General features: G+C 54.5%; 14 protein-coding genes and 3 tRNA genes. 11 read left to right on the top strand and 6 right to left on the bottom strand.

Annotated features, from left to right (window positions below; translation table 11 throughout):
• Window positions 1-94 precede the first annotated feature (94 nt).
• The 7 genes from TMES_RS15750 (at window position 95) to TMES_RS15780 (ending at window position 3844) form a co-directional block, all read left to right on the top strand.
• Window positions 95-170: transfer RNA gene (locus TMES_RS15750), tRNA-Lys, on the top strand.
• A gap of 172 nt (window positions 171-342) precedes the next feature.
• Window positions 343-418, top strand: a tRNA-Lys gene (locus tag TMES_RS15755).
• Between the two features lie 172 nt (window positions 419-590).
• Window positions 591-666 (top strand) — tRNA-Lys (locus TMES_RS15760).
• A 450-nt stretch (window positions 667-1116) separates the two neighbouring features.
• Window positions 1117-2028, top strand: a complete 912-nt coding sequence (locus tag TMES_RS15765) for a MotA/TolQ/ExbB proton channel family protein (protein WP_085584233.1) — start codon at window positions 1117-1119, stop codon at window positions 2026-2028.
• Window positions 2029-2032: 4 nt separating this feature from the next.
• Window positions 2033-2425, top strand: a complete 393-nt coding sequence (locus TMES_RS15770; RefSeq protein ID WP_085584235.1) for an ExbD/TolR family protein — start codon at window positions 2033-2035, stop codon at window positions 2423-2425.
• Window positions 2422-2826: an ExbD/TolR family protein gene (locus tag TMES_RS15775; protein WP_085584237.1), complete on the top strand. Its 405-nt coding sequence runs from the start codon at window positions 2422-2424 to the stop codon at window positions 2824-2826. Before TMES_RS15770 ends, TMES_RS15775 begins: the two co-directional genes overlap by 4 nt.
• Before the next feature lie 10 nt (window positions 2827-2836).
• On the top strand, window positions 2837-3844 hold the full coding sequence (locus TMES_RS15780; protein WP_085584238.1) for an energy transducer TonB: 1008 nt from the start codon (window positions 2837-2839) through the stop codon (window positions 3842-3844).
• A 90-nt stretch (window positions 3845-3934) separates the two neighbouring features.
• On the opposite strand, the gene TMES_RS15785 is transcribed toward TMES_RS15780, so the two are convergent.
• The 5 genes from TMES_RS15785 to TMES_RS15805 form a co-directional block, all read right to left on the bottom strand.
• Entirely contained in the window at window positions 3935-4237 is a 303-nt protein-coding gene (locus TMES_RS15785) for a DUF2218 domain-containing protein (protein WP_085584240.1), read from the bottom strand.
• Complete coding sequence (locus TMES_RS15790) at window positions 4237-5037, bottom strand: ABC transporter ATP-binding protein (protein WP_085584242.1); 801 nt, start codon at window positions 5035-5037, stop codon at window positions 4237-4239. The genes TMES_RS15785 and TMES_RS15790 overlap by 1 nt, the downstream gene beginning before the upstream one ends.
• Before the next feature lie 5 nt (window positions 5038-5042).
• Window positions 5043-6176: a FecCD family ABC transporter permease gene (locus tag TMES_RS15795; RefSeq protein WP_085584244.1), complete on the bottom strand. Its 1134-nt coding sequence runs from the start codon at window positions 6174-6176 to the stop codon at window positions 5043-5045.
• Window positions 6173-7333 carry an ABC transporter substrate-binding protein gene (locus TMES_RS15800; protein WP_169718849.1) on the bottom strand — a complete coding sequence of 387 codons (1161 nt, stop codon included), beginning with the start codon at window positions 7331-7333 and terminating at the stop codon, window positions 6173-6175. Before TMES_RS15800 ends, TMES_RS15795 begins: the two co-directional genes overlap by 4 nt.
• A gap of 96 nt (window positions 7334-7429) precedes the next feature.
• The gene (locus TMES_RS15805) at window positions 7430-9460 is read right to left on the bottom strand and encodes a TonB-dependent receptor domain-containing protein (protein WP_085584248.1); all 2031 of its coding nucleotides are present in this window, start codon (window positions 9458-9460) and stop codon (window positions 7430-7432) included.
• Window positions 9461-9626: 166 nt separating this feature from the next.
• Between TMES_RS15805 and TMES_RS15810 the strand changes: the two genes are divergently transcribed.
• The 3 genes from TMES_RS15810 to TMES_RS15820 all read left to right on the top strand — a co-directional run bounded on the left by TMES_RS15810 (window position 9627) and on the right by TMES_RS15820 (window position 13449).
• Window positions 9627-10643, top strand: a complete 1017-nt coding sequence (locus TMES_RS15810) for a helix-turn-helix domain-containing protein (RefSeq protein WP_085584250.1) — start codon at window positions 9627-9629, stop codon at window positions 10641-10643.
• Between the two features lie 270 nt (window positions 10644-10913).
• A complete protein-coding gene (locus TMES_RS15815) occupies window positions 10914-12005 on the top strand; it encodes a TRAP transporter substrate-binding protein (RefSeq protein ID WP_085584252.1) in 1092 nt (363 codons plus the stop codon).
• 352 nt (window positions 12006-12357) lie between these two features.
• Window positions 12358-13449, top strand: a complete 1092-nt coding sequence (locus TMES_RS15820) for a TRAP transporter substrate-binding protein (protein ID WP_085584254.1) — start codon at window positions 12358-12360, stop codon at window positions 13447-13449.
• 103 nt (window positions 13450-13552) lie between these two features.
• Here TMES_RS15820 and TMES_RS15825 read toward each other — a convergent pair whose 3' ends face one another.
• Window positions 13553-13945, bottom strand: coding sequence for a hypothetical protein (locus tag TMES_RS15825; protein ID WP_085584256.1), 393 nt, complete (start codon window positions 13943-13945; stop codon window positions 13553-13555).
• A gap of 139 nt (window positions 13946-14084) precedes the next feature.
• Here TMES_RS15825 and TMES_RS15830 point away from each other — a divergent pair, with 139 nt between their 5' ends.
• Window positions 14085-18008: a NahK/ErcS family hybrid sensor histidine kinase/response regulator gene (locus TMES_RS15830; RefSeq protein WP_085584258.1), complete on the top strand. Its 3924-nt coding sequence runs from the start codon at window positions 14085-14087 to the stop codon at window positions 18006-18008.
• Window positions 18009-18217 lie beyond the last annotated feature (209 nt).

Below are 18217 nucleotides of genomic sequence, written 5' to 3' on the forward strand. Positions count from 1 at the left end.
AAATTTCAGCTATTGTGAAAAAACTGTCAGAAAACCGCAAATGAAAGGTTGACCGGGTGGGGGCATCGCTTTAAAACGCCGTTCAACACGTTGTGGGCCCGTAGCTCAGTTGGTAGAGCAACTGACTTTTAATCAGTTGGCCACAGGTTCGAATCCTGTCGGGCTCACCAATAAACCCCTGAAACCTTCCGGTTTCGGGGGTTTATTTTTTCCGCCATTCTGCTTTGTTTTCCCGACATTCGGTGGCGTTGAAAAACGATATTTTCCCAAATTGGAATTTTCTGAAAATCAGGGCTTGACCCATCGCTGATCCCGCTTTAAAACGCCGCTCACCAACACGTTGGGCCCGTAGCTCAGTTGGTAGAGCAACTGACTTTTAATCAGTTGGCCACAGGTTCGAATCCTGTCGGGCTCACCAATAAACCCCTGAAACCTTCCGGTTTCGGGGGTTTATTTTTTCCGCCATTCTGCTTTGTTTTCCCGACATTCGGTGGCGTTGAAAAACGATATTTTCCCAAATTGGAATTTTCTGAAAATCAGGGCTTGACCCATCGCTGATCCCGCTTTAAAACGCCGCTCACCAACACGTTGGGCCCGTAGCTCAGTTGGTAGAGCAACTGACTTTTAATCAGTTGGCCACAGGTTCGAATCCTGTCGGGCTCACCAATAAACCCCTGAAACCTTTTGGTTTCGGGGGTTTATTTTTTTCGGGCGTTTTATCGTGCCATTTGGGGCTGTGCGGATACCCGTGCTGCCGTGTTTTCTGGTCCGCGTTGATATAACGCCGTATGCAGACAGGCGCTGTGCCCCAACCATTTCCCGCCCCTTTGTTCTGCCTTGTTGCATTCTGTGCGGGCGTTTGAATGTCGGGGCACTTGCCGGTTAGGCCGGAATTTTCACAAACCCGTTCTTCAGTCGACGCCAGCTTTTGGGACCGGACGCATGGCAGGTTGCAAACCTTGCGATGGTGCGTTGCAAAAAAAGGGGCGGGTCTGCTATGGTTTTCGAACAGTTAAGATTGCATCGCAGAGTCATTTGCAGTAATGAATGCAAATCATTTTCAATAGCGAATATGCAGCGTCCGCGTTGCGCCGTGTGATCAGGATCGGAAGTTCCATGCCAGACAATATTGTCCCCGCCGTAACCGACAGTGTGCAGACCGCCGCAACAGGTGTTTCCGGAGCCGCTGATGCTGTGGCACAGACTGCCACGGGTGCCGTGGACGCAGACCCCGGTGCGGTGGTGCAAGGTGTTGCTGACGGCGCTGTGGGGGGCGGGCAATTGGCAGATGCCGCCTTGCAGGGTGGAACAACCGTTGTCCATTCAGGCTGGGTGCCGGATGCGATTGCGGCTTTGCCGGTGTTTGACCTGGTCGATCGGGCCGGGATTGTCGGCTGGGTGCTCGCTGTCATGGCGCTGGTCGGGTTAATGCTGTTTTTCTATAAAATGGTCGGGTTTATTCGCCGTGGGCTTTTTGCCGATGGCTTTGTCGGTGACCTGGAACGCCATCTGGTGGCCGGGGATGACCAGCAGGCGGCCGCTTTGCTGGCCCGGCGCCGTCACCCGGCTGCGGGAATTGGCCGTTTTGGCATGTCTTTGCCGGTGGGCGATGGCGACAGCCGTGAATCGGCATCCGATTTGATTGCATCGCGCGCACACAAGGAGATTGATGGCCTTAATGGCGGTTTGCGCCTTATGGCGGCAATCGCTGTACTAAGCCCGCTTTTGGGCCTGCTGGGTACGGTTATGGGTATGATCAATGCGTTTCAGCAAATGGAAGGGGCAGGCAGCCGGATTGATCCGTCGGTACTTTCTGGCGGGATCTGGCTGGCATTGCTGACCACGGCAATTGGCCTTGTGGTGGCCATTCCGGCAACGGCACTTCATATGTGGATGCAAGGCATTATCAGCCGTGCCGCCGCCATTACCGAAGAAGTCTGTACCCTTGTTGTCAATCGCGGGGAACTGGCTGGGCGCGACGCCCATGACGCTGCCAATATCACGCGTTTACGTCACGCTGCGGAATAAACCCATGCAGTTTCGCTCCCGTTATCGCAGCACATCACCCGTCATCGGGCTGACGCCGCTGATTGATGTTGTCTTCATCCTGTTGGTGTTTTTTATGCTGGCGTCGAGTTTTCTTGACTGGCGCGGGTATGAAATGTCGGTCTCGGTACAAAATAAATCGGCAAGCGTTTCTGCCGATAACCCGCCCGCTTTGGTGCGAATTGACGGCGCTGGTGCGATTACCATCAATGGTAATGTTGTGCCGCTTGATACTTTGCCCGCCCGCTTGCAACGCGACTATGCGGGGGCGCAGGTGCATTTGCAGCCGGTAAATGGTGCGAAATTGCAAATTCTGGTGCATGTGATGGATGTGCTGGGCCGGGGCGGTATTCACAATGTGGATTTGATCGAACAATGAAACGGCGCATTCAAATCACCGACGACACCATGGCGCAGGAACCGATGTTGCCGTTGATCAATATTGTGTTTTTGTTGCTGATCTTTTTTATGATTGCGGGCAGCCTGCAAAAACTGGGGCCGTTTGATGTCAACCCGCCAGCCAGTGTGGATGCCAGCGAAAAAGACGACGAAACCGTTGTTTTGTGGGTCGATAAAACCGGCAAACTTGGTGTGGATGATAAAAGCGGGCCATTAGCCAACATTACCGGTTTGTTGCCTGCCAATTTTCAGGATCATCCAATAGAAATTCGTGCTGATCGGGAAACCGACGGGCAGATGGTCGTCGCATTGTTAAAGCGCCTACAGGAACTGGGTGTCGACAAGGTTCAATTGATGACAGCCAGTCAAGCGCAGGATTAACGGAAGTTCGATGTCCAAGCGAAGTGACTTTTTAATTGCCACCGCGCTGACCGGCATGGTGCTGGCCGGAGGTGTTGTCTTGGCAACCCCTGCACCCGAGCCCTCGGGTTGGGGCGGGGCGGGTGCTGTGCAAAGTGTCAGCATTTCGTTGGGCAGTGGTCAGGCCACCAGTGGCAACGATAGCGACCCTGACGAAAGTGCCAGTGCCGATGTGGATAACCGCAAGGGCGAGGAAGATGCACAGCCAGCCCCTGAAATCAGTGAGCCGGAACCGGTACCTGAAGCGGAACCGGAACCCGAAGTGGTACCTGAACCGGTTATGGAGCCAGAACCAGAACCCGAGCCGGTGGTTGAACCTGAGCCTGAGCCGGTGGTTGAGCCCGAGCCTGTCCCCGAGGTGAAACCTGAACCGATCCCTGAGCCGGTGAAAGAACCGGAAGTCAAACCGGAGCTAAAACCGGAACTTGCGGCAATTGTGCCGCCGAAAGTTAAACCCAAGCCGCCAGTAAAGCCCAAGCCGAAACCGGTGCCAAAACCCCAGGCTGTCGTCAAACCAAAGCCAACCTCGGCCCCGCCCAAAGAGGCCCCACGCCCGGTGACCGACACACGGCCGACACAGGGCGCACAGTTTAATTCGCAGAAATCGGATGGTACCACAGGGATCAAAACCAAAAGCCAGGCGGCGAGTTCGGCATCGGGCAGCGGCGGGGGGGCGGCATTAAGCAAGGCAAAGTTTGTCGATTATCAGTCGTCTGTGGTGCAAACCCTGATGCGCTATCGCGAATATCCCTCCGCCGCGCGCAGGCGCGGGATTGAAGGGCGTAATACGGTGCTTTTGGTGATTGAACGCGATGGTTCGGTTTCGTTGATTAAAATGGTGCAGGAAAGCGGCAATCGCCTGTTAGACCGGGCAACCGAAAAAATGATCGAACGGGTCAAACGGTTTCCGCCGTTTCCTGATGATCTTGAACTGGAACGCATGACATTGCGGGTGCCGCTGATTTACGATTTGCGTTAAACATTTGATCGCGTATATGGCGATAACAAAAAACGGCCCGGCAACAATTTGCCGGGCCGTTTTTTTATGGGCGGTTGGGGCGCAACTGTATCAAGGTGCGGTGTCGTCGGCGTGGTCTTGCCAGTGATAATCAAGGGTTTCGCGCCAGGCAAAACGATCCAGATGGTCAATGATAACCCCTTTCATGCGCGCAATACCCTCGGCGTTGGCTGATTGCCCGATAAAGGTGAGGCCATCGTCAGAAGCGATGATCTGGCAGGGGCCGGTGGGAAAGCTGACATCGCCTGTGGTGGCGTTAAATTTTACGGGCACCTTGTGGGCAAAATGTTTGCAAAGCTGTTGCAGGTATTTCGCCGCGTGGGCGGTTTTAACTGTGCCTGTGGTGTGAAACATCAGTTTTCCAGTGTTTGGCCGGGGGGCGATGACAGCCGATCGACAATCACAAAAGGGGTGCCGCGCGAACAATATTCAATGCGACCATCGACCTGATAGGCATCACGCAAGCGTTGGGGCGTCATAACGTTTTGGGCGCAATCACTGGCCAGAACGGCACCATTGCCAAACAAAACAATATGGTCGCAATGACGCAGGGCCAGATTAATGTCGTGCAGGGCCATCAGGGCCAGCCCCCGTTGCTGGCGGGCAATGCGGCGCACCACATCCAGCACACGAAGCTGCCAGCGCAAATCAAGCGCGCTGGTGGGTTCGTCAAGCAGCATGATATCGGGCGCGCGGACAATAACCTGTGCCAGCCCCACCATTTGCCGTTGCCCGCCCGACATCTGGTTTAAGGCCTGAAAGGCCAGACTGGTGATGCCAAGCTGTTCAAACGTGGCTTCAGCAAAGGCCTGTGCCGCATTGTGGGCCAGATCGGGTCGAACAGCCCTGCAGGCTGACAACACCGCCTCATAGGCGACAAGGCTGGTGCCCTGGGGCAGGGATTGTGGCAAATAGCCAATATGGCGGGCACGGGTTTGGTGGGCCATGCGGTTAATTTCGGCACCGTTTAATTTGGCCGAACCACCATATTTGTTTAACCCGGCTAGGGCGCGCAAAAAGCTGGATTTGCCAACCCCGTTAGGGCCAAGCACCCCAATCAGTGCGCCGGGCGCAAAGGCGGGCAGGGAAATGTGCGTTAAAACCTGTTTGTTGCCATAGGCAATCGACAGATCATCTATAATCAGTTCTGTCATATCCCTTACCCCCGCCGTTTTTGTGACAATAACAACGCCAGAAACAGTGGAATGCCGATCAGGGCGGTAACGATGCCATCGGGGATCAAAATACCCGGCACGATATGTTTGCTGACCAGTGACGCCATCGATAATATGAACGCCCCGGCCAGAACGCTGCCGGGGATGTAAAACCTGTGGTCCTCGCCAAAGGCCAGTCGCGAAATATGCGGCCCGACCAGCCCGACAAAGCCGATAACCCCGGTGAAGGCCACGGCAACGGCGGTTAAAACACTAACCCGTAGCAAAACCAGCAATCGCAGACGTTCAACCGGCACACCAAAGCTGCGCGCATAGTCTTCGCCCCCGCGAAGGGCCGTCATTTTCCAGACATGGCGCATGGCAAGCGGCAGGCAGGTTGCCAAAACAACGGAAACGATAATGATTTTTTCCCAACTGGCGCGCGCCAGGCTGCCCATTGTCCAGAACACGATCTGTTGCAGGCTGTCGCTATTGGCAACAAACTGGATAAGGGACACCAGCGCGTTCAAGGCAAAAACCAGCGCAATGCCAAACAGCACAATGGTATCGACACTGGCCCCATATGCCTTGGCCAAAAACTGGATCGCACCCAGGGCAATGATGGCCCCGGCAAAGGCACATATGGGCACGGCATAGTTTTCGGGCAGGCCAAAACTCAGGTTAAACACAATCGCCAGCGATGCGCCCAGTGTGGCCGCATGCATGATGCCCAGCGTAGACGGGCTTGCCAGCGGGTTGTTTAGCACCGTTTGCATTTCTGCCCCCGCCAACCCCAGGGACGCGCCGATGACCACGGCCATCAGGGCAAAGGGCAGGCGTACACTGTAAATAATCACATGGGTGGCGGGGTCCAGACCAGCGGGGTCAATCAGCCCGCCAATAACATCGCCAACAGAAAGAAGTGCCGGGCCCGTCATGATATTGACCACAACTGATACCAGCAACGCCACCAGCAATACAGACAGCCAGATCACGCGGCGCAAGATGAAACGGCGATATTGCGACGATAACCCAGCCGACTTTGGTTGCGCGTTGGGCGCATGGTGGTGGTGTTGCCCTGCCGTGGGGTGATGCCCCGGAACGTCTGGTTGTTGCGCCGGATGTATCGGGTGGTTCATTGGGTCGCATCCCCGGCCGTGGTGCTGGTCCAATAGGTGCCGTTAAGGGCAACGGGCTGGAACCGGTCAAAATAGGTTTGCAGGGTTGCCTGTGGGTCCAGATCGGCGAACAGGTCGGGGTGGAACCATTTTGCCATTTGCTGAACGGCGGCAACATTCATTGGCGTATTATAAAAATGGTGCCAGATCGAATACAGATGGTCGTTATTGATGGCAGAAAGTTCTTCCATGCCAACGCGCCCGGTGGTGTGGCGCAGCGATGCTGCCGCCTGGTCCGGGTTTGCCATTGCGCCCAGGATGATGCGGTTGCCGTTATTATCAACATTGGCCGATCCAATGGCCGTGGCGATATAATAATCGGGCTGGCTGACCAGTAATTGCTCAATCGTGACAGTGCCGTGGGTGCCGGGGATAATCTCGCCAAAAATGTTGGTGCCACCGGCCCAGTCAATGAAGCGGCCCATCATCTGGTTGCCCATTGCCTCGCAACAGGTTTGGTCCAGCCCAACCCGGCTTTCCATAAATACCGTCGGGCGGTCTTTTACCTGGGCCAGCTTTTCATGCACCTTGGCCAAACCATCGGCGTAAAATGCCAAAAAGTTTTCGGCCTGTTGTTCCTTGCCCATTAAGGTGCCAAGCAGGCGAACACTTTTCGGTGTGTTCACCAGCGGGTCCTGACGAAAATCAATGGCAACAACCGGTATGTTGGCCGCTGCCAGAGTATCGAGAATTTGCTGGTTGCGCGCGCTGGGGCCGTGGCCCCCGGTCAGGCCAAAGACGGCAACATCGGGATGCAGGGAAATGGCTTTTTCAAGGTTAAAAGACTCCTCGCCGCTGCTGCCAATCAGCGGAATGTCATCAATCGCGGGGAATTTTTCCTGGTACTGGGCATAGGTCGCCGGGTCCAGTTTTTTAAACTCGCCCATCATGCCTGCAATCCAGCGGACCGGGTCTTCTGTATCAAGAATACCGATGCTGGGCAAAAAGCGGCCTTCGCCCAAAATCATGTATTTAACTGGTACATTGACGGTCACTTCGTGCCCGGCAACGTCGGTCAGGGTGACCTGTTTTTGCGGCGCATCGGCGGCCTGTGATGATGTGTGAACAAAGCCAAATAACGTGGCGGCCAGGGCGATGGATTGCAGAATGTTTTTCATGGTCAAATCCGCGTGGTGATGTGGGGCAGGGCAAAACGCACAAACGGGCGACCCTGTAAAAGGGCCGCCCTTTGTGTGCCGGTATGGTGGATCGGGTTAGAACTTAACCTTGGCCGACAGCACAAAACTGCGGCCGGGGTCCATATAGGGTTCGGTGCGGATGCTGTCGTATCCAGTCGTGGTGCGGTCGGTATAGGCACGGTCAAAAATGTTGTTGGCATCAACCCGCAGGGTTACAGCCTGTGACAACATCTCCGGCGTCCATTCGCCGTATAGGTTGGCAACAAAATAGGTGTCGATCGGTTCGGCACCGTATTTTTCCGGGTCATCGTTTTTCAACGCCAGTTCAGATGACATGCCGGCACGCAGGCCCAGATCATGCCATTCCTTGCCGGCATCGATGGTTATGATGTCGCCCAGCAAAACGCCCTGCCATGCCGATGCGGTGCTAACCGGTGGGGCACCGTCGGAACGCACGATGGTGTGGGTATAGGTCGCCCGGATATAGGCGGTATCGAACTGATACGTGCCCGACAGATTAATGCCGCGTGTGGCCAGATCGACGGTGGTTTGGCGGTCGGTGTCCGACAAATCGTGGGACCGTTCGATCCGGTTGTAAAACACATTGCCATCAAGGGTCAGGCGGTCAAATGTAACCCGTGACCCTGCCTTGTAGTTAAACGACCGCGACGGAGCGAAACCGGCATAATCCCAGACACCGGAAAAGTTATAGATGTTGGATTCGCCAATCGGCAGGCCGCCAAAGGCCGTTCCGGCACCGCCATAAATTGTGGTGTTGGACAAAATATCGTATTCGGTATTCACATTGCCCGACAGGCCTTGTTCGTCAAATTCGCTGCCGTCAATGCCGGTAAACCACTGGCGGTCAAACCGTCCGCCAAATGATGTCCGCCAGCGATCTGTCAGGTCCAGGCGTGCTTGCGAAAAGACGCCGATATTGGTTGATTTTTCGGTATAGCTACCAGCACGGGTGCCATTGTTATGGGTGCCGGTGGCTTCGTCGTGGTAAAAATCAATCCCGGTATTAACCTTGCCAATTCCGACATCAAAATTGTTGGCAGCCTTGCCATTCACGGTTTCGATTTCGGAATTGGTATGGAAAAAACTGGCCCCGTTTTGCAGGTTGGGCACGTCGAGTTCTGATTTGCTGTAATTTAGCGACAATTCCGGGTCGAGCTGGCCATTGGGCATTTCATCAACATAAGAAACACCCATGGCTGTTTTTTTATACGAAATCCACTGCGCTCCCTGGCCACTGGTCAGCGCGCCAAAGTTGGGCCGCGACGGGCGTACACCTTCATCTTCCAGGTGGCTGGCAAAGGCTTCAAACCGTTCGCCGTCTTGGCCGTTAAGGGCAAATTTTCCCAAGCCGTTTTCACTGCCGTTGGCGGTTCCGTCTACCTTGTCGCCATTGCCATCGCGGTAATTGTTGGTGTTGTTGTTTTGCACATAGGCCAGTGCTTCAACCTTGTCGGTGCGCCCGGCCATGGTCAGCCATTCGCTAAAACCTTGCGAATTGGTGTCGTAGGCGATTTTGCCATAGCCGCCAAAGTTTTCGCCGGGTTCCAGAATGTCGCGGGCATCGCGGGTTTCATAGGCAATAGACCCGCCAAGGGCACCCGGGCCGCTGTCAGCCGGGGCAACGCCGGTTTCAACATCAACCTTTTTTAACATGCCGGGGTCCATCACCGTGGTGCCAAGGTGATGATAACTGGAATTGTTTTGCCGGGTGCCATCAATGGTGACGTTCAGTTTGGTGTCTTCGATACCTTGAACATAGGTTTTCTGCGTAACCGGGCTGGCCCCGCCAACATTAACCGCAGCATTGCCTGAAAACACATCTTTGAGGGTGCGCGGCGCAATTTTATCGAGCGTTTCGCTATCAAGGGTAATGCCGCCGGGCAGGGGCGGCGCTGTGCGCTCGCGGTCCGACGAAATTGTGATCGGCTCCAGTGTTGCGGCGTCGGTATCCTTGGTAGTGGCATCTTGTGCAAACGCGCCAGCGGGCAAGGCTGCCATGGCAACACCTGTTAACAGGGACGTGTGAAGCCAGCGTGAAACCGGCAAAATTTGGGTAAACAGCATCGGAAAATGGTGCTGCGGCATAATATGGTCCCTCAATCGATGATTAGTCTTTACCAAATGCGAATGATTGTTAATATTAATTTTTGCACAACGTCGCCAGCACATAGGCATTTGCAAAATCATCGCTCCTATCTGCGAAAACGGCGGCGCGTCGTTTGCAGGGGCGGTGAACAGGGGAAAGACGAAAATGACGACGCCGAAAATGCCAGAGCAACCTGCCCTGCGCCGGACACCATTGGATCGCGACAACATCACCGCCGCCACGCTGTGGCAAAATGGCGGGCAAAGCCGCCATGTGCGCGGGGATGAAGCTGGCCTGTTGCCTAATGACACGGTGCTAAAGGGGCGGTTGGTCAATGATCGTGCCCCGTCGCACTTTATGGTTCACACCACCGATACCGTGGCGATGCGCGATTTTGAGATTTCCAATCTGGTGCGCCCGGCGGTGACGGTGGCAATTGTTGTGGATGGCCAGGTGCAGGGCGCATTTGATGATGTGCCGTTTGATTTTGATGCCAGGCAGGGGGTGGTTGGCTATTTATGGGCGTTAAAACAGCCGGTAACGCTGACACGGCGTATTCCCAAACATAACCGGGTGCGCAAGGTGATGGTGACAGCACAGTTTGACTGGATTGCACAAAGCCTTGGCAAGGATACCGGGCAAGATGCCGTGCGGGCGTTTTTATATGGCGATCACGGGCCGGTGCTCTGGCAACCGTCACGGCGTGCGGTGGCGCTGGCCGAACAAATGCTGTATCCGCCGATTGAATTGCCGTTGTTTCGTGAAATTTACATTGAAAGCCGCGGGCTTGAAATTTTTGGCGAGGCGCTGCGTTCGGTTATGACAACGCCGCAGGTTGAACAAAACTGCAAGGCGGTTTCAGTGGATGTGTCAGACAAGGCACAGGACATTCGCGACCATATCTTGCAGCATATTACAACCGGGTTGAATTTGCGTGATCTGGCCGCGACAATGAATATGAGCATCGCCCGCTTACAGCGGATCTTCAAAACGGCTTATGGCACCACGGTAATGGATTTCATGCGTGAAACCCGCCTGCAAACCGCACGCGATGCCATGGACAAGGACGGCTTGACGATTGGCCAGGCGGCTTATCTGGCGGGGTATTCATCGCCCGCTAATTTTTCAACCGCCTTTAAACGGGTCTTTGGCATTTCGCCATCGGAAGCCCGCGAAAGATAACCGGCAGGCAAAGAAGCCCCGCCCCATATTGCTGCACGATGCCGTCGTCGGGCCTTCTTGCCGGAAAAGGCCCGATTTAGCGGCGGTTTGCCGACGGAGCGAGGCGTTTGGTGCCTTGGCATATCCGGTGTCAACCTTTGCTAAAAATAACCTGATCGGGCGGATTGCAAAAATGGTGGCATTTGCCGATGAAATTCGCCAAAATCCACCCCTCGTTCGCAAAATTTTGCAATAAACCGCTAAAATAAGAACAAGTTAGGGGAAGACAGGATGAAACGTCGCCAGTTTTTAAAAGGTGCCAGTCTGGGCGCAGGGGCGCTGGCTGCAACGGTAGCGGCACCTGCCATTGCATCGGCACAGGAAAATCTGAAATGGCGTATGGTGATGCCATGGCCCAAAGGCACACCGGGCCTTGGCACCAATGCCGAAAAATTTGCCGCCATGGTCAAGGAAATGAGCAACGACCGTCTGTCGATCACGGTTTATGGCGCGGGTGAACTCGTACCGCCGTTTGAATGCATGGATGCCGTTGAGCAGGGCGTGGTCGAAATGGCCCACGGCACTCCTTATTACTGGCAGGGTAAAAACCCGGTTCTGAACTTCTTTACCACCATTCCGTTTGGCCTGACGGCGTGGGAACTTTCTGCATGGTTGCGTTTTGGCGGTGGCCAGCAATTATGGGAACAGGTGTATGCCGATTTTGGCGTTGTGCCGTTTTATGCGGGCAATTCCGGCATGCAGGCTGGCGGCTGGTTTAACAAGGAAATTAACTCGGTTGATGACATCAAAGGTGTCAAAATGCGTTATGCCGGGTTAGGTGGTGAAGCCATGCGCCGGATTGGCGCGAATATTACGATGCTGCCGCCGGGCGAAATTTTGCCTTCCATGCAAAGTGGTGCGATTGATGCGGCCGAATGGGTTGGCCCGTGGAATGACATGGCATTCGGCCTGTATCAGGTTGCCAAATATTATTATGTTCCGGCTTTTCATGAACCCGGTCCGGGCCTTGAGATTTTTGTCTCGAAGGAAAAATTCGACAGCCTGACGCCTGATCTGCAGGCGATTATCCGTTATGCCGCCCAGGCGATTTCTGAAAACACGCTGGCGGACTTCACCTTTAACAATATCCAGTCGTATCAGCCGCTGATCGACAAGGGTGTTGAAATTCGCCAGTTCCCCGAGGACGTGATTTTGGCACTGGCCGATGCCAGCAAGGCCGCGGTCGAGGAAATTGGCACTCAAAGTGATGTTAACAAGAAAATCTATGAATCCTACATGGATATGGTCAAAAAATCGGCCCGCTATGGCAAGGAATTCGAAGCAACCGGCCTGATGCAACGCGCCAAGGTTTGGGGCTTCTGATTTTCCGAAACGGGTTTGCACCACGGGCGATGTTATGACTGAAAACCGCTTTGCCATCGGGCAGGGCGGTTTTCGTTATTTCAGGTCGCGCCGCAGCTGCGAACCAAGCCGATGTTTGCAGTGATGATGATGGTTAATATTCGTCACATGCCGTAACGGTAAACCCGGCGCCAGGGTTGTATATTGCGACGCGAAACTGGTATGCCATGCGAAAACTGCATATCAGCATCCCGTAAACACGCATTGTTGCTGTTGGTAAAACCAAAGACTCTGCCTGTCTGCCACGTATTCAATGGCATGAATTTGTCATTTTTACGCAAAAAATTATCAAATAAGATCTCTGGAGTTCTTCATGAAACGTCGTAATTTTCTTAAAGGTGCCGGCCTTGCGGTGGGCGCAGTTGCTGGCGGCATGGCCGCGCCTGCGATCGCCAAGGCTGATGACACATTTAACTGGCGTATGGTTATGCCGTGGCCCAAAGGGTCGCCGGGGCTGGGAGCCAACGGCGAAAAATTTGCCGAACGCGTGACCAAAATGTCCGGTGGCCGACTGAATATTAAAGTATATGGCCCGGGCGAACTGGTGCCAGCATTTGAATGCATGGATGCGGTGGAACAAGGTGTCGCCGAAATGGCCCACGGCACCCCGTATTACTGGGCAGGCAAGGACGACGCGGTTAACTTCTTTTCGACCATTCCCTTTGGCCTGATGGGCTGGGAGCTTTCGGGCTGGTTGCGTTTTGGCGGTGGTCAGGAACTGTGGGAAGAACTGTACGCACAGTTTAATGTTGTTCCGTTTCTGGCGGGCAATACCGGGCTTCAGGCTGGCGGCTGGTTTAACAAGGAAATTAACACCGTTGATGATATCAAGGGTGTTAAAATGCGCTATGCCGGTATCGGTGGCGAAGCCATGCGCCGCCTTGGTGCCATTGTTACCATGTTGCCTGCGGCTGAAATTCTGCCTGCGCTCCAGTCTGGTGCGATTGATGCGGCTGAATGGGTTGGCCCGTGGAACGACTATGCCTTTGGTTTGACCCAGGTTGCCAAATATTATTACACCCCGGCCTTTGCCGAACCGGGCACAGGCATTGAAGTTTTCATCAACAAGGATAAATTCAATTCCTTGCCCGAAGATTTGCAGGAAATTGTTCGTATTGCCGCACAGGCCAATGCGGAACAGACCCTTGCTGATTTCACCTATAACAACATCACGTCCTATCAGGCTGTTCTGAAAAAGAACATCGAGATCCGTCATTTTTCAGATGATGTGATCAAGGCGTTGGCCAAAGAATCGATGGATGCGGTGAAGGAAATTGCCGGTAAAAGCGAACTGAACCAGCGCATTTACGATTCTTACATGGACTTCACCAAAATTGCGGCCCCCTATGGCGAGCAATTTGAAGCCACGGCTCTTTTGCAGCGCGCAAAAGTCTGGGAAAGCTGATTTCCCGGTTTTTAAAAGCAGCGTGGTTTTTCAAGGGCGGCCTGCAATGGTCGCCCTTGTTTTATGCGTAATGACAAACCTGCCTTGATCCGGGCAATGCGTTTTAGTGGGGTTTTGGCGCACCGGGCGGTTGGGGCAGGTCAAAGCTGAAGGATGACTGGCCTTCATAATCCGCAACGGTTATGCGTTTCACCAGTTCTGCGGCGAGCGCCAGCGACGTTTCAATTGCCCATTTAAGCTGCTCAACAGCGCCTTTGTTGCCATCGGCCAGGGCCTCGGGCAAGATGCGTTCTTGCAAAAACTGGGCAACCCCGGCAAATCCGCGCGCGGCACTTTCGCAGTTTTCCCGTAAGATTATGAATTGCCCGGTTGTTTCAACCGCATCGGCAATGCCAGCCAAATGCCCCATCATGACGCGGATATCGGGGGTCTCGGCGGTGGTTTTTTTGGCAACAAACCGCAAAATTCCGGCGAAAAAGGCATATTGGGAAGACATGGTCACCTGATGCTTAACAATTGGTCGTAAGGATGATGTGCGTCGTTTTAGTCGATGATGCGGGCATGGTATAGTCTAAACCGGGAAAGAATGCAGGGCACCCGACATATCGGGTGGTGAACAGGGATAACGCGACAATATGCTTCAGGGTGGTTTGATCTTTATTGTTGCGATGGCCTATATCGGCCTTTTGTTTGCGATTGCCCATTATGGCGACCGATATGCCAAATCCTGGCGCTCCTCGCGGGTCAAGCCGGTTATTTATGCGCTTTCGATGGCGGTTTATTGTACCAGCTGGACGTTTTTTGGCTCGGTCGGCACGGCAGCACTGCATGGCTTTGCCTTTTTGCCAATTTATATCGGCCCGATTGTGATGATGCTGGCGGGCTATCCGGTGATGGTCAAAATTTCGACGGTGTGCCGGGCACAAAACATCACCTCGATTGCCGATTTTTTAGGCTCGCGCTATGGCAAAAGCCAAAGTCTGGCTGCCCTTGTTGCCGTGATCGCCATGGTTGGCATTCTGGCCTATATCGCCTTGCAGCTAAAGGCCGTTTCAACGTCGTTTGATGTCCTGATCGGTCCGCTGGGCGAAGATGTGGTACGCCACAGTGCGGCCAATTTCACCAAGGATACCGCGTTTTACGTTACCATATTAATGGCAGTGTTCGGGGTGCTGTTCGGGGTGCGTTATATTCACGCCTCCGAACATCATGACGGCCTTATTCTGGCCATAGCCTTTGAAAGCACGGTCAAGCTGGTTGCGCTTTTGGCCGTTGGTTTGTTTGTGGTTTTCGGCCTGTTTAATGGCATTGGCGATTTGGCGCATCATGCCACCAGCCGGGCCGATATCACCGCCCTGTTTGAACCGCAAAGCTGGCTGACCCCGCACTTTTTTGTCGGCTCGCTGATTGGTATGTTTGCCATTATCTGTCTGCCGCGCCAGTTCCACGTTACCTTTGTTGAAAATGACGACAGCCGTAATTTAAAAACGGCACGCTGGCTGTTTCCGGCGTATCTGGTCGCCATTAACCTGTTTGTGGTACCCATCGCTGTTGCCGGGCTGTTGCTGTTTGACGGCCAATCGGCGGTAAACCCCGATACCTTCGTGTTAACCTTGCCATTGCTGGGCGGGCAAAATGGCTTGGCGCTGGTGGCGTTTGTTGGCGGGCTGTCGGCCAGTACCGGCATGGTGATTGTGTCATGCGTGGCGGTTTCCACCATGGTTTGTAACGATCTGGTGATGCCGGTTTTGCTGCGCCTGCCACGTTTGCGCGACAAGGCGACGGGGGATGTCAGCCAGCTTGTGCTTAAAATTCGCCGGGTGGCGGTTCTGGTCCTGATGTTTCTGGCCTATGGCTTTTACCGATTTTTAAGCGAAAAATACGCGCTGGCCGATATTGGCATGTTGTCCTTTGCTGCTGTGGCGCAATTTGCCCCGGCCTTGCTCGCCGCCTTGTATTTGAAATCGGTTAACCGCACCGGCGTGCGCTGGGGGCTGGTCGGCGGGTTTGCGCTTTGGTGTTACACGCTTTTGTTGCCATCCTTTGTGCAAAGCGGCTTTTTACCCCAACAAATCCTGGTTGACGGGCCGTTGGGGCTGGCATTTTTAAAACCCCAGGCCCTGTTTGGTTTGCCGATGGACCCGCTAACCCATGGCGTGATCTGGAGCCTTGGCACCAATATCCTTTTGCTTTTTATCGGCTCTGCCACCGGTATTCAGGGTGTGACCCAGCGCAGGCAAGCCCAACTGTTTGTTGATGTCGGGCGCAGCCCGGCACAGGCGCGCAATGACATTTGGCCGGGCCGGGTAAGCATTGGCGACCTTGAAGGGTTGGCCGCGCGGTTTTTGGGCGCGCAATGGGCCGAACGGGCCTTTCGCAGTTATCTGGCGCGGCGAAATGATAATGCCGGGCAGGGCGACCTTGCCGATATTGACGCGGCCAGTTTCACCGAACATTTGCTGAGCGGTGCCGTCGGTGCGGCATCCTCGCGGGTGGTGATGGCGCTGCTTTTGCCCGACAAGGCCGTATCGCGCCGCGATGCGATGGAACTGCTCGATGAAGCCTCCGAGGCGATCAAGTTTAACCGCGATTTACTGCTTAATACCCTGGAAAATATCTCGCAAGGGGTGGGCGTGTTTGACCATGATTTGCGCCTGGCCACCTGGAACCACCGTTTTATTGACCTTTTGGGTATTGCCCCGGCGGATATTCAGGTGACCATGCCGTTATCGCATCTGGTGGAAACCTGTCGCCATGCGACCGGGGCGCGTGCGGTTGATCTGGATATATTGTTGGGCCGCAATGCAGCACCGCAAATGCGCCGTTTGCCCCACACCTATGAACGCAAACGCAACGACGGCATGGTGCTTGAAATTCGTACCAATCCCATGCCCGATGGCGGTTTTGTTGCCACCATTGCCGATATTACGGCACGGGTCCGTACCGAAGATGCCCTGCGCGAAAGCGAACGGAACATTCGTATTTATACCGATAATATTCCGGTTATGATTGCCTATGCCGATAGAAATCAGCGGTTGCGTTTTACCAACCGCCCCTATGAACGCATGTTTGGCCTGCGCCGTGCCGCCGCCCACGGCCTGACCGTGGCCGAGGCGGTGGGCGAAACGCGCTATCAACGGTTGGCCCCGATGATTGCCGAGGTTTTAAAAGGCTATCGTCAAAATTTTGAAATCGACTTTCCGCCGATGGAAGGTTTTAGCGAAGAACGCTTTGCTGAAGGCACCTATATTCCGCATTTTGATGAAACGGGCGAGGTGCTGGGCTATTTTTGTATTTACCACGACATTACCGAACGCCGCTTGGCCGAACAGGCCCTGAAAGAAGCCAATGAAAGCCTGGAAGAACGGGTGGTAGACCGCACCCGTGCGCTTGAAACGCTAAATAGCGAGCTTTCCGTTGCCAAGGAACAGGCCGAAACCGCAAACGACACAAAAACCCGCTTTTTTGCCGCCGCCAGCCACGATTTGTTGCAACCCTTAAACGCCGCCCGCCTGTTTACCGTGGCCCTTGGTGGGCGCACTTTGCCCGATGACGCCGCCGATCTGGTCGGCAAGGTGGATTTGTCGCTTAGAGGTGTGGAAGAACTGCTTAATGAACTTTTGGACATTTGCAAACTTGATGCCGGGGCCATGCAACCCAGCTTGCAGGATTTCCCGATTTCCAAGGTTCTTAATATCCTTAAAACCGAATTCACCCCGATCGCACAACAGGCCGGATTGCGGTTTTCGGTGTTCCCGCGTGATATCTGGGTGCGCAGCGACAGCCGCCTGTTGCGCCGCATCTTGCAAAATTTCATTTCCAACGCACTGCGCTATACCCGCAAGGGCGGTACCGTTGTCGGCTGTCGTTTGCGCGGGGATGTTTTACGGATCGAGGTCTGGGACAGCGGACCGGGCATTCCGGTGGATAAACTGAAAATCATCTTTCGCGAATTTCACCGTCTTGAAAGCCCGGAAAATGCCGACGTAAAGGGGTTGGGCCTTGGCCTTGCCATTGTTGACCGGCTGGGCCGCAAACTCGACCATCCCATATCGGTGCGTTCGCGCCCTGGCTTTGGCACCGTGTTTTCGGTTGATGTGCCGCTGGGCATCGCGGCCCCCGAAACGCTGGTTCCTACCCCGCGCCGCCGCCTTGCTGGCGAGTTGGGCGGGGTGCGGGTATTGTGCATAGATAACGAACCCGACATTCTCGATGGTATGCGTGCCATGCTGGAAAACTGGGATTGTGTGGTGGCAACCGCGCGCTCCGGTGCCGATGCCAAAGCCCTGTTAAACCCGGGCGACAGCACAATAACACCCTTCGTGCCCGATGTTATTCTGGCCGATTACCATTTAAGTGCCGGGGAAACCGGGCTGGACGTGTTGTGCCGCCTGCGCGATAACAATGGGCTTGTGGTGCCCGGTGTTGTGATTACAGCCGATAGAAGCCCGGAAACGGCAGAGCTGGTCCATGCACAATCCTTTGTTTTGCTGAACAAACCGCTGCGCCCTGCCAAATTGCGCGCGGTGATGACACGGTCATTTGTGCGCAACGAATAATCCTGCGGTGTGGCAACAGCACACATACCAGCAATATGGTTGTTTTGGTGTGGGGAACAACCAGCCCGGTGTTACGCAAAGGTCGGCGCGCGGTCCATCTGGTTTCGGCCCTGATGTTCTATGCCTTCTTTTGGGCACAAACCCTTGATCCAAGCGTTTGAATAATCGTCGCAACATGATGCGGCGGGACGTGGATATATTAAACAGGG

This window comes from Thalassospira mesophila, assembly GCF_002115755.1.
GTDB lineage: Bacteria > Pseudomonadota > Alphaproteobacteria > Rhodospirillales > Thalassospiraceae > Thalassospira > Thalassospira mesophila.

Excerpts from the sequence above, each read along its gene's own strand:
- TMES_RS15765 (WP_085584233.1), top strand. The coding sequence starts at position 1,117 with ATGCCAGACAATATTGTCCCCGCCGTAACCGACAGTGTGCAGACCGCC.
- TMES_RS15770 (WP_085584235.1), top strand. The coding sequence starts at position 2,033 with ATGCAGTTTCGCTCCCGTTATCGCAGCACATCACCCGTCATCGGGCTG.
- TMES_RS15775 (WP_085584237.1), top strand. The coding sequence starts at position 2,422 with ATGAAACGGCGCATTCAAATCACCGACGACACCATGGCGCAGGAACCG.
- TMES_RS15780 (WP_085584238.1), top strand. The coding sequence starts at position 2,837 with ATGTCCAAGCGAAGTGACTTTTTAATTGCCACCGCGCTGACCGGCATG.
- TMES_RS15785 (WP_085584240.1), bottom strand. The coding sequence starts at position 4,237 with ATGTTTCACACCACAGGCACAGTTAAAACCGCCCACGCGGCGAAATAC.
- TMES_RS15790 (WP_085584242.1), bottom strand. The coding sequence starts at position 5,037 with ATGACAGAACTGATTATAGATGATCTGTCGATTGCCTATGGCAACAAA.
- TMES_RS15795 (WP_085584244.1), bottom strand. The coding sequence starts at position 6,176 with ATGAACCACCCGATACATCCGGCGCAACAACCAGACGTTCCGGGGCAT.
- TMES_RS15800 (WP_169718849.1), bottom strand. The coding sequence starts at position 7,333 with ATGAAAAACATTCTGCAATCCATCGCCCTGGCCGCCACGTTATTTGGC.
- TMES_RS15805 (WP_085584248.1), bottom strand. The coding sequence starts at position 9,460 with ATGCCGCAGCACCATTTTCCGATGCTGTTTACCCAAATTTTGCCGGTT.
- TMES_RS15810 (WP_085584250.1), top strand. The coding sequence starts at position 9,627 with ATGACGACGCCGAAAATGCCAGAGCAACCTGCCCTGCGCCGGACACCA.
- TMES_RS15815 (WP_085584252.1), top strand. The coding sequence starts at position 10,914 with ATGAAACGTCGCCAGTTTTTAAAAGGTGCCAGTCTGGGCGCAGGGGCG.
- TMES_RS15820 (WP_085584254.1), top strand. The coding sequence starts at position 12,358 with ATGAAACGTCGTAATTTTCTTAAAGGTGCCGGCCTTGCGGTGGGCGCA.
- TMES_RS15825 (WP_085584256.1), bottom strand. The coding sequence starts at position 13,945 with ATGTCTTCCCAATATGCCTTTTTCGCCGGAATTTTGCGGTTTGTTGCC.
- TMES_RS15830 (WP_085584258.1), top strand. The coding sequence starts at position 14,085 with ATGCTTCAGGGTGGTTTGATCTTTATTGTTGCGATGGCCTATATCGGC.